The sequence below is a fragment of the Chryseobacterium sp. Marseille-Q3244 genome, from assembly GCF_940807095.1.
GTDB lineage: Bacteria > Bacteroidota > Bacteroidia > Flavobacteriales > Weeksellaceae > Chryseobacterium.
Genome location: NZ_CALNWX010000017.1, coordinates 52358 through 67646 on the forward strand (window position 1 = coordinate 52358; position 15289 = coordinate 67646).

A 15289-nucleotide genomic window follows, 5' to 3' on the forward strand; every position below is an offset into this window, starting at 1 on the left:
ATAGTAACCTCATAGTAATTTCCAGTTTCCTTTCTCTCCTAAAACCTACTCAGAATTCCCCAGTGGATTTTTATGTCATTGAACTTAAATGGATTTCCAAACTCATTACCATTCGACAGCTGGAAACTCATCAGCCCAATCGGAATGAAGAAGTTGAAACCGAGCCCAACACTGTAAAGCTTGGGTTTTACATTCAGGGATTTATTATTGAGCTGGCCATATTGCCCAAAGAAGTCAAAGAAAGCCTGGTTACCTATAAGGTAACGGTATTCCAGACTCCCGTAATAATAAAAGTCGGCGGCGAGGGAGTTTTCGTTAAAGCCCCGCATGGAATTCCAGCCACCAAAACGGTAAAGTTCGTTGGCCGAAAACTCAATTTTAGAATCCATCATAGCACCTTCCCCTTTGATATTGAGGAAATGGTTTCCTGAAATATGATAATTATGTTCCCCGGAGAAATAAAACTGGTTTTGAGCAGCTTTTATATTTCCTTTGGTATAGGTGGTTGTTAAATAATCGTATCCGGCATTGATTCTTGTTTTGTAAAGAAACAGATCAATATCGGTAGGCTCAGTCATTTCAAACCAGATTCCGATCCCTTTTTTGTTGTAATCTTTTCCAATAGCATACAGTGAATCAATCACCGTTGAGGTTTCCAAGGTTGCACGCAGACCGATTTTGTTACGGTTATTGATATGGTAATAGAAAGCAGGAAGGAATTTTACATTAGCAAACGTAGAATCCTGTCTGTAAATATTCACCTTTGTATTCATCCCGACATTGGATTTAAAAAGATAAGGTATGTCTACCTGAAGATCAAAGGTCTGGCCTTTGTCAGGGTTTCTCTGCCAATAAAGGTTAACCGCTTCAAAACCATTGAACATATTCCTGAAATTTACATTCATGGTACCGTTTAAGGTAAATTTATCCGTCTTATCATTTCCAAAACCGATGACCCCATCAAAGGTATTGGTCTTTTTCTTTTGTAAAAACAGGTAGATATTGGTGGAATCCTTGGTGAATAAGGTCTGTGGCTGCCGGTCAAGCATCACAAAAGGATGGCTTTGAAAACTCTTGTTGATGGCTAATAAGTTCTTCTCATCATAGTTTTTTCCTTTGAACTCTTTTTCAAGATTTTTAATGAACCTTTTTGGAACCCTGTCATAGCCTTTTACAACAAAACCATTGATTGTTCTTTTATCATTCTTATTGATATCCAGCTCTATAATTGGATATCCATTTTTCTGACCTTTATATTTTGATTTGATTCTGCTGAATGAATAGCCTTCATCAATATAACTTTTATTGATACTTTTTTTGGTAGAATCTAAATTTTTAGTGAAAAAATCTTTCTGAACTTTCAGCTTATGAACAATGGAATCAGAAAGATTCACATAGGTTTCATTAAAGTTTTTTCCTTTGTCGAAAAAAATCTCTGTACTGTCACCTTTTACCTTTACCTCCTTCAGCTGAGTGAAAAAATAATTGTTCTGAGTTAGAGAATCCAGAAACTTTACCGCAGAAGTTGAATCTTTTACTTTTTTTCTGACCTTTGTTTCAGTATCAATAAGCCAATACTGTTTCTTCTGCGCTTGTGTAAAAACGCAGAACAAAACAAAAAATATTTTTAAAAATAACTTCAATTGACCATTCCGAATATAAGTTGAAGGCTTGTGAAAAAATACAAAGATTCTTCACTGCATTTCATTCCGTTCAAAATGACAATGCGTTTTATCAATCAACTAATTTTAATCCAGTTTATTATATTTCTTCATTAAATTCTCATAAATTCCTTGTGGAAGAATCCATTTCAAGGGAACTCCGATTTTCTGCCCGAATTTACCAAAATAATAATGAGCTTTCCATTTATTCTTTCCTAAAAGTTTTTCAATGTATTCTGCTACCTCCAGTGGTTCAGTTCCCTCGTCTACATGAGCATTCATTAAAGCATACACTTTATCGAAAACATTTTTATAAGGCTGGGAGACCTGGGCAATCACTCTGTTGTCTGCAATATTGGTTTTAATATCACCTAAATGTAAAGAGCACACATCGATATTCCAAGGATACACTTCATATCTCATCGCTTCCGTTACTTTATCCAAAGCAGATTTTGAAGCAGAGTAAAACCCGCGGAAAGGTAATCCCATTTCACTTCCGATACTGGATACATTAATGATTTTTCCGAATTTATGTGCTCTCATTGTAGGAAGAACCGCGCTCATCATCTGAACAGGCCCGGTAAGATTAAGGCTGAAAAGTTTAAGGATATCTTCTTTGGTAGAATCTTCCACAGCACCTACCATTCCCATTCCGGCATTGTTGATAAGGACATCAATTTTGGTTTCTATTTTCAGGACCTCAGCAATAGCATTCTGAACAGCGGTGTTGTCAGTAACATCTGTCGGGATAGATTTGAAATACTGACTTTCCGTATATTTTCGGCTTAAACCAAATACTTTGTGTCCTTTTTTACCGAAGTATTCGGCCAAAGCAAATCCAATTCCGGAGGAAGTTCCTGTGATGATAATGGTCATTTAATTCGTACTGTTTTTATGAGTTTCATTTTTCCTGGTCATTACTAATCCGTTTTTTTGATGATCGGTGAGCAGGAAAATCTATTTTCAGCAAATGTAAAAAAAGAAAAGGGAAGTCTGTCATTTATTACCCTGGAATACTTCAGTAGAAAGATGTGAAATCTGTTATTCCATTATTATTTATTACCTCCTGATGGATGACAAACTTAAAATAAAGTTAATCTCAGTTATGCATAGAATATTTCAGGAATAATTATTTTATTAATTTATTGTATTGAAAATAAGAGTATTAGTTTTTGGGAGAGAAATCGAGGCTTGTTGAAAAACTAAAATTTCTTAATAAAAACATAAGGAAATCTTAATGTAACAGGAGGTGGGGCTGTTCTAATTTTGCATCTAATTAAAAAGGATGTCATGAATGTATTTAAAATCCCTGTCTCAGTAACATACTTAACGGGTAGGGTATTACTTATTGGTGCAATTTCAGCTTCACCGATGTTCCTCTCTCAAAAAAAAGACAGTTTAAAAGAAAAATCCATCGATGAGATTGTTGTTGTTGGATACGGAACGCAAAAGAAGAGTAAGGTTTCCGGTGCTGTTTCGGAGGCTTCATTGGATAAACTTACTTCCAGATCTCTGTCTGGAGTAGGGGAAGTTCTCCAGGGAAAAGCTCCCGGAGTAACTGTTGTGAACGAAGGTGGAGATCCTAATGGCTCTCCTAAAGTAAATATCCGTGGTCTGGGCGGGGTGAATGGAGAATCTCCTCTTTATGTTGTGGATGGCGTTGTTTTTAACGGAACTCCTGCTATTAACCCTAACGATATTCAGGATATTTCTGTGCTTAAGGATGCTTCAGCCGCTATTTATGGAGCAAGATCTTCCGGAGGAGTGATCCTGATTACTACCAAAAGAGGTAAAAAAGGAACTTTGACAGTAGATTTTGATGTTAAATATGGAATTAATCAGGCGTGGAGGTTAAAAAAATCTTTAAATGCTGCAGAGTTCCAGGATGTAATGAGGCAAGCGTATGAAAATGCGGGAAAACTGAGCAACCTTCCATTGGCATTCAATGCAGATCAATATGCTGACGGAAGAATTACCCGAACCGACTGGATGAAAGAGATCTTCCGTACAGGGACTATCCAGGAATATAATGTAAATCTAAGCGGAGGAGGTGATAAATCCAAATTCTTCGTAGGAATGAACCATAGAAGCCTTGAGGGGATTTTATTAAATACGCAGGCAAAACGATACAATTTCAGAGTAAATTCTGAACATAAAGTGAAAGACTGGTTGACCATCGGAGAGAATATGTATTATAATTATTCTGACGGAAATACAGCCAACACAAGGAACGGATACACAGGAGCTTTGGTTGCAGCAATGTACTATCCACCCAACGTTCCGGTATATACACCATCCGGAGCCTTTTCAGGATTACCGATTGATGTGGCAGGAGGATATGGAGATATGATTAACCCTGTTGCTTATTTGAAAAGAATCAGCATTCAGAATCCTACCCATGAGATTTTGATCAATCCTTATATCGAAATTGCTTTAGCTAAAGATTTGAAATTCAGATCCAATTTTGCTCAAACATTTAAAATTGGAAATGTTAAAGAATTTACTTCCAGAGTGCTGGAAGTAGGAAAGATTTTTGATACCAACAGTTTGGAATATCAGAACAACAATGTATCCACTTCTCTGGCAGAGCAACTCCTTACTTATAAATTCACGACAGGTAAACATAGTTTTGACTTCCTTGCAGGGTTAACATTCCAGAAAACCACTGAAGACGGGTTCCGTGCAAAAACTTTTGATTTCAGGAATGAAGCGGAAGCCTTCCGATATCTTCAAAATGCTGCAGATACTTATAAAGAAGCAGAAAGTTATAAATACAGGAGTGCTTTAACTTCTTATCTGGCAAGGGTAAACTATGACTATGCCGGGAAATATATGATCAGCTTATTGGGAAGGAGAGATGGAACATCTTTAGTCTCTAAAGAAAAACATTTTTCTGATTATTATTCCATTTCAGGAGCATGGATGGTATCCAAAGAAAATTTCATGAAAGATATTGTATGGCTCTCCAATCTGAAATTAAGAGGAAGTCATGGTATTTTAGGAAACCTTGGCGGCGTTTCTTATCAGGCAGTAAATCCGCAGATGATTCGTGATAATAACATTATTTTCGGCCAGGATCCATCACAGAATATTGCTTATTATGCGAGGACAAGACCCAATTCGGATTTAAAATGGGGGAAATCAGAACAAACCAACTTTGGGGTGGATGCTTCCTTCTTCCGCAACAGGCTTTCTATGCAATTTGATTACTTCGTGAAGAAATCAACCGATCAGATCTTTAATGTCAACCTTCAAAGTACAGCAACCTATGTAGATCAGTATGTAAATGCAGGATTATTTGAGGATAAAGGATATGAATTGGGAATTAATTTTAATGGTAAAAATACCGGAGATTTTACCTATTCAGTTGGAGCAACATTGAGTCAACTAAAAAATACGGTGAAGCAATTAGCTGATGTAGATGAGATCTTTATCAACAGTAATAACGTACGTGGGGTCTTGAAACCTACCCGTGTAAAAGTGGGAGAGTCTCTTTATTCTTATTATGGTTATAAAACCGATGGAATTTTCCAAAATCAAGCAGAAATCAACAATTATAAAGATGCTAATGGAAATCTTATTCAGCCTAATGCTAAGCCTGGAGATATTAAATTCCTGAAAAAAGAAGGCAATACAGGAGCATTGAATAATAATGATTTTGTAAACCTTGGAAATCCATACCCTAAGTTCTCCTACGGATTATCTTACAACATGACCTGGAAGAACTTTGATCTTAATTTATTCTTCCAGGGTGTATATGGAAACAAAATATTCAACGGATTGAAATTTATTTCTTTAAACCCAGGGGGAACAGGACAGAATTATAACATGGACAGAGATATTCTGAATGCATGGACTCCTCAGAATACCAATACCAATATTCCAAGAGTGGTACAGGGCGATCCAAGTGGTAATTACTCTAAAGTATCGGATTTCTATGTGGAAGACGGTTCTTATTTGAGGCTTAAAAACCTTACGGTTGGATATTCATTACCAAAAGAACTTTATAAGAAACTTGATGTGAATAAAATCAGAGTGTATGTGACCAGCAATAACCTGTTCACCATTACTAAATATACAGGCTTTGATCCTGAAGTAGGAATGGAGAGCTATGGTGTAGATACCGGAAGATATCCTCAGGCCCGTTCATTTATTTTCGGATTGGAAGTCGGGTTTTAATCTAAAAACAAATTTAAAAGTAAAAAGATGAAGATTTTCAATACAATAATTTTAATAACAGGGCTGTCTGCATCAGTATTATCATGTACCAATGAACTGAATATAGAGCCGGAAGGTACTCCAACTGAAGCTAACTTCTGGAAAAGCGAAAATGACTTGATTACCGGAGCTAATGCAATGTATAAACCGCTTTCTGACAGCGAATTTTATGGAAGAGGCTTTTTCTGGTTTATTAATGCCAGTGATGATATGGTAACAGGAAGATCAAAAAGTGAGGCAGATAATGTGAAGAATTTTAGCAGTAATTATATTGCTGCCGGAGATCTGGAAACCCAATGGAACAAAAGATATACAGTAATTGGTGTTGCGAATCGTGTTATCCGTAATATTGATAATATTCAGACTTCACAAGCTATCAAAAATAAGTATCTGGGAGAAGCGTTGTTTATGAGCAGCAGAATGTATTTTGAAATGGCTTACAGTTATGGAAATGAAAAAGCTGGTATTCCAATCATAGACCGTACGAAAGAACCGGATCCTAACCCAATTCCAAGAGCAGCCAATGTCATGGAAAACTACAATTATATTGTAAATGATCTGAAAAAAGCAGCAGAATTACTGCCTAGCCAGGAAGAACTTCCAACCAAAGATTATGGAAGACCTCATAAAGCCGCAGCTTGGGCATTGCTGGCAAAAGTATATCTGTTTATGAAAGATTGGAAGAATGCAGAATATTGGGCGAATGAAGTAATGACTAAAGGAAACAGAAATTTACTGAATAATTTTGGCGATGTTTTTAAAGCTGAAAACAATTACAGTTCAGAATATATTTGGTCAGTCCCAAGTACTACTAAATTTAATGGAGTAGGAAGTATCCTTCCGGGGGTAATGTTAGAAAACAAAGGTTGGGGAAAATATAATGGTTGGGGATACTTCCAGCCCACAAAAGAGTTGTATGATGAATATGAAACCGGAGACCTTAGACGAAGTGTAACCATCCTTAAAGAAGGAGATCAGTTTACTTTTGATGGAGCGGTAAGAACGTATGCTACTTCAAACTCCCTTACAAAAGCCCAGTTTAACAAATATATGGATGCTTTCAAATATCCATTTAAAGAAGGGCACGTAAATGCTAATGGAGATTATCCTTGTACAGACCTTGCAGTTCCTATTATGCGTTATGCTGAGGTAATTCTTATTAAAGCGGAAGCATTGCTTATGCAAAATAAACCTGCAGATCAGGAAATCAATATGATCAGAAAACGTGCTGGTCTTACTTCTAAAAGCGGTTGTACAATGGCAGACCTGAAACATGAAAGACGCTGCGAGCTTGCCGGTGAATGGGCAGACAGACACAGAGACCTTGTCCGTTGGGGAGATGCACAGGCAACGTATGCTAAACCACTTCATGGAATGGACGGAAAAGAAGCTTGGGCTGCAAGAAACTTTAATCCGGCAATCCATAATGTTTGGGCGGTGCCGCAGGTTGAGATTGTAAACAGCCACGGCGTTATTAAGCAAAACGAAGGTTGGTAAAATTTTAGTCATATATATTATCACTATATCATTGCAGAAATTCTGTGATGATATAGTCTTTTTAAAAAGGAAGGTGAAAGATTCCATCTGACGTATAAAAACAATACAATAAACGAATGAAACTATCAAAAATATTGGGTTTACTTGCTCTTGCTGTTTTCTCTGAAAACCAAGCACAGAATTATTTGAATTATAATGTAGGAAATGCCCATTCTCATAATGATTATATGCAGGAAATCCCTTTTTGGCAAGCGTATTATGCCAATTTTGGGTCTATTGAAGCAGATGTTTTTCTGGTGAAAGGAAAGCTTTGGGTGGCCCATACGGAAAAGGAACTTTCTGCAGACAGAACGTTGGAGAATCTTTATCTGGACAATATTTCAAAGCAGATCAAACTGAACAAAGGAAATATCTATAAGGATACCACTAAAAAGCTACAATTGTTGATCGATATTAAACAGGATTATAAGACAACCCTGAGCGCTTTGGTCAATACATTGAAAAAATATCCTGAAATTACCGGTAATTCAGGAGTGAAAATAGTGATTACAGGTGGAAGACCTCAGCCAGGTGATTTTAAAAACTATCCCAATTATCTGTATTTTGATGGAGATCTGAATAAAGATTATTCTACCGATCAGTTAAAAAGAGTGGGAATGTTCAGTGCAGATTTGCCAGAACTGGTAAAATGGAACGGAAAAGGAATTCCGAGAGACGAAGAAACGGAGAAAATCAAAAAGGCTGTAGATAAGGCCCATGCTCAACAGAAACCGATGCGTTTCTATGGAGCTCCTGATTTTCCTAATGCCTGGGTAAATCTGATGGATATGGGAGTAGATTATATCAATACAGATCATATTCCGGATTTAAAAAAGTTCATGAATACTATTCCAAGGAATTTCTATAAAAATACCAAAGAATATGCTGCTTATGCACCAACTTATAAAACAGATGGAATCAGTAAAAAAGTAAAAAATGTAATTCTTTTAATTCCGGATGGAACTTCCTTACCTCAATATTATGCAGCTTTTACAGCTAATAAAGGAAAGCTGAATGTTTTCAATATGAGATCTACAGGTTTATCCAAGACCAATTCATCGAACGCCTATATTACTGATTCAGCACCAGGTTCTACCGCTTTTTCTACAGGAGTAAAAACAAAAAATACATTTGTTGGAGTAGATGGAACAGGTAAATCCCTGGCCCAAATTCCAGATATTATTGCTGCAAAAGGGTTAGTCTCCGGATTGATCTCTACCGGCGATGTAACCGATGCAACACCAGCGGATTTCTATGCTCATTCTGATAACAGAAATAGTTCTGAACCTATTCTGAAAGATTTTGCAACCTCCAAAACAAAAATTCTGATTGGTGGTCCTACGAGCGGATTGACACCGGAAACAGAAAAGAAATTGAAAGAAGCAAAAGTAGATCTATACCATAGCCTTACGTCAGCTGAAAAAATAAACAACAGAACACTGATTATTGATCCTTTGGCCTCACAACGAGTAACAAGCGGAAGAGGAAACTGGTTAGCAGATGCTTTTGATCTTACCTTAAATGACCTGAAGAATAATAAAAAAGGATTCTTTATGATGGTGGAAGCTTCCCAAACTGATGGCGGCGGACACAGCAACAATATAGAACAATTGGTTACGGAGTTACTGGACTTCGATCATGTAGTAGGAAAAGCAATGAAATTTGCTGATGAAAATAAGGAAACTTTAGTAGTCGTAGTGGGAGATCATGAAACCGGTGGTTTAACACTTTTAGATGGAAGCCTGAAAGAGGGTTGGGTATTCGGAAATTTTAGTACCAACGACCATACTTCTATTCCGTCAAGTGTTTTTGCCTATGGCCCGAATTCCAAAGAGTTCACAGGATTATTTGAAAATACAGAAATTTTCAACAAAATCATGGCTGCTTATGGCATTGAAAAATAGCTGAATCCAATCAACTTCTATTCTTAATAAAAAAGTAGCCTCTATCTGATAAAGACTACTTTTTATTTGTTGTCAATATCACGACATTAAAAAATATCCAATGAAAATCGCCAGATTTTCAAAACTTTAGTGTATTTATTTTATTTCCCACAGATTGTACGGATTTACACAGATACTTCCGGATAAGAAAATTATAGTATTGATTTTTATGGCCAACAAATAATCTGCGTTATCTGCTCAATCTGCGAGAGTAAAAAAGCTGCCTCAACAAAGAGACAGCTTCAAGACTACAATTTATATTTAACGATACTAAAAATTCGTTTTTACAATCAGTTCTGCCAGTTCAGCATTCACAAAATCCATAGGCATTATCCCATACGATCCTTTTGTATTGCTTTGGAAGAACGTTTTAAGTTTCGGATTGATAGCGTTGGAAACCGTAGGAATACTAGGAATTCCGAATATCCCCGGTTTATAACCACTGGTGAAATTGATGAAAAGCTTGTCGCTATTACTGTTTTTAGCTTCATTGAAGAGATTGGAAATTCCGTTCCATTTATCATCATTATTGGTAACCTTATAGTAATCCTGAACCTTCAGCTGAGCTCCCGGATTATTGATTTCAAAGGTTGTGTTATCTGCCCATGAAGTAGCATTAATACCTTTAGCGGTGTTGGCTGAAAACCTTCTTAAGAGTCTGATCTTTCCTCTTACCTCTCCAAGAGTAGGAATCGTAGTTCCAAGATTCCATTTTGAAGGATTTTTCTGAATATATGAATCAAAAGTACTTTCAAAACTTCTTGTTGTGTTGGAGGCGTCATGTTCTTCTTTTACAGACATGATGATGGTTTCCGACGGATGACTTTCAAGGAATGAATAACAAGCATTAAGGACATCATCAAAATTTAAATTCTGATAAATAGCACCATGATGAATCGTAAATGAATTATCAATATGTCTGCAACGGATATCCAGGAATCGAACTCCTGCATTCAGCTGCTCAGCAATACTGAGGTTTTGTGTTTTCGCCGTACCTGTTACTACAGGAGCATCTATACGCGCTCCGGAATCATGAGTTCCGGGAATAGAGATTTTTGAAATTGAAATATTATCCTGCAGGCCAGCCATCCAGCTGTTCATTTCCACAGGAACGGCTGATGCCATTTTGTAATTTGCTTTATTAAGAGAGGTAAGACCTGTGTCATTAGAATCTCTTTCTGCCATATCTTCCGAGCATGAGTAGAATACAGCTGCAGTTGCAATACTAAGTGTAAAAATTTTTACATATTTGATTGGGCGCTTGAACATAGTTTATATTTTAATTGTAGCTAAAATTAAGAATATGTCAAGCAATGAGGAGTTAACTTAGTTTTAAGAGATGATTAAGTTGTTGTGTAGAGACAGGAAGTTAGGAGTTAGAAGAAAGAAATACTTTGAGTCAGGGGTAGATCAACTCCAGCTTCCATCATCCCTCTCCTACTTAAAACACAAAATCTTCTTTCATTCCCGGAATTTTGAATCTATGTTCTCCCATTTTGAAATTATCCATTGTAATAAGAGGCTGAATTTTATGGATAAACTCCTTATGAATATTTTCTGGTACTTTTACCTCATCATCACATGAGGAGTACTCTCTGTCTACAATGACTTTTCCGGTAGAAAAATTAATTTCATTGGTAAAATCAAATTCACAGGTGTCATTAAAATTATCAAAGGAACCAATCAGGTAAAAATCACCGTTCTGAAATCTGAAGGTATGTTTGTTAACCTGAGTATGCCTTGAATTGGAGAAAAAACTTTGTTCTACAATTAGGCAGTTATTTTTTATCTGAATGTTAAGAATATTATCATCTGGGTAAAAGCCTAATCCGCTTGAATAGAGTAGAGAGGAATTCTCTTTCCAAATTTTAGCTTGTCCCTGTTCATTTTTCAGGATATAGAAAACTCTTTGATAATCCTTTTTCCCGGGAGCCCTTTCATAGTCAGATGCCGTTTTATCTGTATCAAATACAATAACCGTTTCTTCTTTTCCGTCTTTATCCAAATCTCCTTTGATCTCAGTAACTTTCTTGTAACCTTTTGGAACGGAAAAAATTTTCAGATTTTGAGCATATGATAGAGTAGCCAGTAGGATGAAAATAAAAGAAAATATCTTTTTCATTGGGCATAATATTCAGAAATTATAATCCGGTATCCTCTTTTACGATTAGTTTAGATTCGTCCAAGCTGCTTAGGTTACCCTTTATTGATTTGTATATTCCAGTAATATCGGTTTCTTTGCCTTTGGCATCAGTTACGGTAACTCCAGTAGAATAAGATGCGTCTTCTGCATAGTAAGATTTGTATACCTGATATTGATAACCATTATGAGAAAATGACAGATAATGAAGTTCCATTCCGGCATTCTGTTTCCCTCCGCCTCTCATATAAAACCTGTAGCTGAATTGTTTCCAGCTATCCTTGGTTTTTGTTGACGGGAACTCCATTTCTACTTTATTTTTGTTTCCGAAGCGATATTGGATGTATGCATCTTTTTTATCCTTTACCAATGCCATTTTCTTTCCATTTTTTGTTTCAAAAGAATAGATGATTTCTTCATTGGGTAAAAGATATTGTGCCCAAATTGACAACGGAAGTGCCAAGGCAAACAAGACCAGTAATTTTTTCATGATTGGGTGTAGTTTATAGTTGATGCAGTAACTTGAGAATGCTCAATGATTCATTCTCAAATTACTGCATTTTTAGATTTTCAAATTATTTCGTCATTATATCGGCAAGATCTTCCCAGAACATCGGATAAGACTTTTCCACAACCTCTTCATCTTCAATAGTAAGCTCTCCAATGAGGCAGTAAGGCGCAAAGCTCATAGCCATTCTATGATCTTGGTATGTTTTAATTGAAATATGTGCTTCAGGCTCTCCGAAACTTACAGACTCAATGGTTAAATCGGTAATTTTTGTTTCAGTGCCGAGCTTTTTCAGTTCATTATATAGAGCCTGCAATCTATCAGTTTCTTTTACTCTTAACGTTCCTAATCCTGAAATTTCAAAAGGAATTTTCAGAGCTGCAGCAGTTACACAAAGGGTTTGTGCAATATCTGGACAGTTGTTCATATCCAGAACAATTTTTTCAGGGAAAGTAAAATCAGGCTGAGGTTCTAAAGTCAGTTTGTGCTCCGCTTCAGAATAGGTTGTTTTAATTCCGAAGAAATCCTCATAGATTTTTGCAATGGCAGAATCTCCTTGTGTAGATTCTTTGTAAAAACTTTTTAAATGAATAGTTTCTCTTCCCAATGCACAGATCGAGTAGAAATAGGAGGCCGAACTCCAGTCACTTTCCACTTCGTAACTTTTGAGAGAAGCTTCATCATTTGGAGTGAAGGGTTTTACCTTAATCGTATTTCCTTCAAAACTGTTTGTAATTCCGAATCTTGTAAGAATATCAAGGGTCATTTCAATATAAGACCTTGAAGTCACTTCACCCACAAGGTGAATCTCCAATCCGTTTTCAAGTTTTCCTGCAATAAGTAGCAGGGAAGTAATAAACTGGCTGGAAATATTAGCCGGAACATTTACAGAAGTCTGTGTAATCTTTTTTCCTGTAATTTTTAAAGGCGGAAAACCTTCGTTTTCCATATATTCAATTTCAGCACCAAGATCTTTCAAGGCACTTACCAGATTTTTAATAGGTCTTTCCTTCATTCTTCCGGAACCGGTAAGAATCGTGGTTTTTCCTTCCTGAATAGAGTAGTAGGACGTAAGAAAACGCATGGCTGTTCCTGCATGGTGAATGTCCACTACTTCTTTAACTTCAGACAAGGCTTTTTTCAGCAATTGGGTATCCTGAGAATTGGATAAATTCCCGATTTTTATATTACTAAACAGGCTTTCCAGAATCAATAAACGATTCGAAATACTTTTCGAACCGCTGATCTGTACTGTTTTATTTCCTATTAATGTTGATTTTTCTAGCTTCTTCATTATTTCTTCATATTTCAATCCTGGTCACATACTTTAAATACCTTCCTATATATCAGAAGTATGTGACCAGGAATCTTATTTTAATTTTTCATTATTCTGATGCCGTTCCTTATCGCGGTCAGTTTTGATCTTCATTTTTTTATCAAAAGCATCTTGCAGATTAACTCCGGTTTGGTTAGCCAGGCATAATGTTACAAAAAGCACATCAGCCAGTTCTTCTCCGAGGTCTTTACTTTTATCACTTTCCTTTTCGCTCTGCTCACCATATCTTCTGGCGATAATTCTTGCTACTTCACCTACTTCCTCCGTCAGCATAGCCATATTGGTCAGTTCATTAAAATATCTTACGCCGATGGTTTTAATCCATTCGTCAACCTGTTGTTGTAATTGAGTGATTTCCATTATTGATAAGCTCCGATAGTAGGATTAGTGGTTCTTGGTTCGTTTACGATATCAAAAGGTACGGTTCCTGCTATGGTGGTATTTCCTTTGCCTTTGGCCGGAGAAGTTGTTTTAACTCTCAGATTCATTTTTGCAGCGAAATAATTCATAAACTGCGGATCTGTATTTTTGATGCTCTGTATCACATTCACATTATTGTCGAAGGTAAAACCTGCTTCAGATGTACTGGAGTATTTTAACAGACAGTTTTGAATTAAATATTCAAATTGTTGCCCTGGTGTTTGTTCAAACTGTACAGCGTTATCCCTGTCAGAATATACAATACTGTTATATAAATTAAATTGCTGCAAGGCTCCCTGTTCTGTTTGCCCAGCATCATTTTTCCATTCATTTGTTGCAAAGATTCCTTTTCTGTCAAACGTTCCCATCGATTTAGAGTAGTTGGCAATCGTAGCATGGGTATAGTTATGTTTTCCACCCTTGAAGATTCCAATACATGACAAGCCACAGTTATTCATGACTAAATTACTTGCAGTAACGGTAGAGTTTACAGCATACATTCCATATTCAAAGAAAGTATGAATGAAGGAATTGGAGATATTAGCCGTTGTTTGCTTCATTTCTAAGCCTCTTGTTCCGCCAAATAGCCTTGCATGGTTCATATTAAGAATAGAATTAGGTTCCATTTTAATAGAATTCCAGTTTTTAGAAATGGTATCATAATAAGGGTCATTTCTATCCCCACGAAGAATGATCTGATTGTCCAGGGTTCCGTTGATATTTAAAACAGCATTTGAAGAAACCTTCATTCCGCTGTTTTTATGAAAATATACCTTTGTCCCTGGATCTATATCCAATGTTACATTCTTATCAAGAGTAAGATCACCGTAGATGATTTTCGCTTTATTATTGGTCCATGTGGTAGAACTTGTAATTACATTAGGATTGGTTGGTGTCTGAATAAAGAATTCAGCATCCTGAACTACGGAGAACAAAGTAACATGCTGTTGTCCGGCAGGTCCGGAAAAAATCACTTTGTCTTCGGCAATGGCTTCAGGTCCTGTTGCCTGAGGAGCAATTTCTACATATATATAGAGACTGTCTTTTTTTCTTAATGGAACATCCTTAAAATCATATCCCGGTTTTCCATCCACATTAATTCTGTATAACGAGGTCGCTCCTTTCTCAAGATTTACCCTTGGGATCAAAACATCTTTATCTTCATTATTATATACTTTTACTACATAGGTTTCTGAACGTACCTGATGATAAACTGTGTCGCAGAATACAGTATCCCTTGAAAACCTCAGTTGTTGTGTAGGGGTATCAAAGGTAATATCATCCTTATTACATGATACTGCTACCAGGAGCATCCAGAAAGAAAAAGCCAGTAATAATTTGAATTTCATTGAAATTAAAGTTTAAGTAAGTTCCAAATTTAACGAAAATACTTTGAATTTCTTATCAAGAAAAAAATATTGAATTCAGTATTTGGAAATTAGAAAAAAAGTTGTACTTTTGCAACCTAAAATTAGCAGAGAAATATCCATTACTATTTCGAAAGCAAACTTTAATTTTTTAAAAATA

General features: G+C 36.3%; 11 protein-coding genes. 3 read left to right on the forward strand and 8 right to left on the reverse strand.

Going from position 1 to position 15289, the window contains the following annotated elements:
- Positions 1–38 precede the first annotated feature (38 nt).
- Together NBX25_RS21130 and NBX25_RS21135 are read right to left on the reverse strand one after the other, a co-directional pair.
- Positions 39–1613: an autotransporter assembly complex protein TamA gene (locus tag NBX25_RS21130; RefSeq protein WP_250255306.1), complete on the reverse strand. Its 1575-nt coding sequence runs from the start codon at positions 1611–1613 to the stop codon at positions 39–41.
- A 135-nt stretch (positions 1614–1748) separates the two neighbouring features.
- Entirely contained in the window at positions 1749–2537 is a 789-nt protein-coding gene (locus NBX25_RS21135) for an SDR family oxidoreductase (RefSeq protein WP_250255307.1), read from the reverse strand.
- Positions 2538–2951: 414 nt separating this feature from the next.
- On the opposite strand from NBX25_RS21135, the gene NBX25_RS21140 reads away from it, so the two are divergent.
- The 3 genes from NBX25_RS21140 to NBX25_RS21150 all read left to right on the forward strand — a co-directional run bounded on the left by NBX25_RS21140 (position 2952) and on the right by NBX25_RS21150 (position 9319).
- Positions 2952–5840, forward strand: coding sequence for a SusC/RagA family TonB-linked outer membrane protein (locus tag NBX25_RS21140; protein ID WP_250255308.1), 2889 nt, complete (start codon positions 2952–2954; stop codon positions 5838–5840).
- A gap of 27 nt (positions 5841–5867) precedes the next feature.
- Positions 5868–7376: a RagB/SusD family nutrient uptake outer membrane protein gene (locus NBX25_RS21145; protein ID WP_123909834.1), complete on the forward strand. Its 1509-nt coding sequence runs from the start codon at positions 5868–5870 to the stop codon at positions 7374–7376.
- Positions 7377–7492: 116 nt separating this feature from the next.
- A complete protein-coding gene (locus NBX25_RS21150; RefSeq protein ID WP_250255309.1) occupies positions 7493–9319 on the forward strand; it encodes an alkaline phosphatase in 1827 nt (608 codons plus the stop codon).
- Between the two features lie 309 nt (positions 9320–9628).
- Here NBX25_RS21150 and NBX25_RS21155 read toward each other — a convergent pair whose 3' ends face one another.
- The 6 genes from NBX25_RS21155 to NBX25_RS21180 all read right to left on the reverse strand — a co-directional run bounded on the left by NBX25_RS21155 (position 9629) and on the right by NBX25_RS21180 (position 15111).
- A complete protein-coding gene (locus NBX25_RS21155; protein WP_123909836.1) occupies positions 9629–10627 on the reverse strand; it encodes a phosphatidylinositol-specific phospholipase C in 999 nt (332 codons plus the stop codon).
- Positions 10628–10799: 172 nt separating this feature from the next.
- Positions 10800–11480 carry a hypothetical protein gene (locus NBX25_RS21160; protein WP_250255310.1) on the reverse strand — a complete coding sequence of 227 codons (681 nt, stop codon included), beginning with the start codon at positions 11478–11480 and terminating at the stop codon, positions 10800–10802.
- 19 nt (positions 11481–11499) lie between these two features.
- Positions 11500–11988, reverse strand: coding sequence for a hypothetical protein (locus NBX25_RS21165; protein ID WP_250255311.1), 489 nt, complete (start codon positions 11986–11988; stop codon positions 11500–11502).
- Positions 11989–12073: 85 nt separating this feature from the next.
- On the reverse strand, positions 12074–13300 hold the full coding sequence (locus NBX25_RS21170; RefSeq protein WP_250255312.1) for a 3-phosphoshikimate 1-carboxyvinyltransferase: 1227 nt from the start codon (positions 13298–13300) through the stop codon (positions 12074–12076).
- A 75-nt stretch (positions 13301–13375) separates the two neighbouring features.
- Positions 13376–13702 carry a nucleotide pyrophosphohydrolase gene (locus NBX25_RS21175; RefSeq protein WP_076510699.1) on the reverse strand — a complete coding sequence of 109 codons (327 nt, stop codon included), beginning with the start codon at positions 13700–13702 and terminating at the stop codon, positions 13376–13378.
- Positions 13702–15111: a hypothetical protein gene (locus tag NBX25_RS21180; RefSeq protein WP_250255313.1), complete on the reverse strand. Its 1410-nt coding sequence runs from the start codon at positions 15109–15111 to the stop codon at positions 13702–13704. The genes NBX25_RS21175 and NBX25_RS21180 overlap by 1 nt, the downstream gene beginning before the upstream one ends.
- Positions 15112–15289 lie beyond the last annotated feature (178 nt).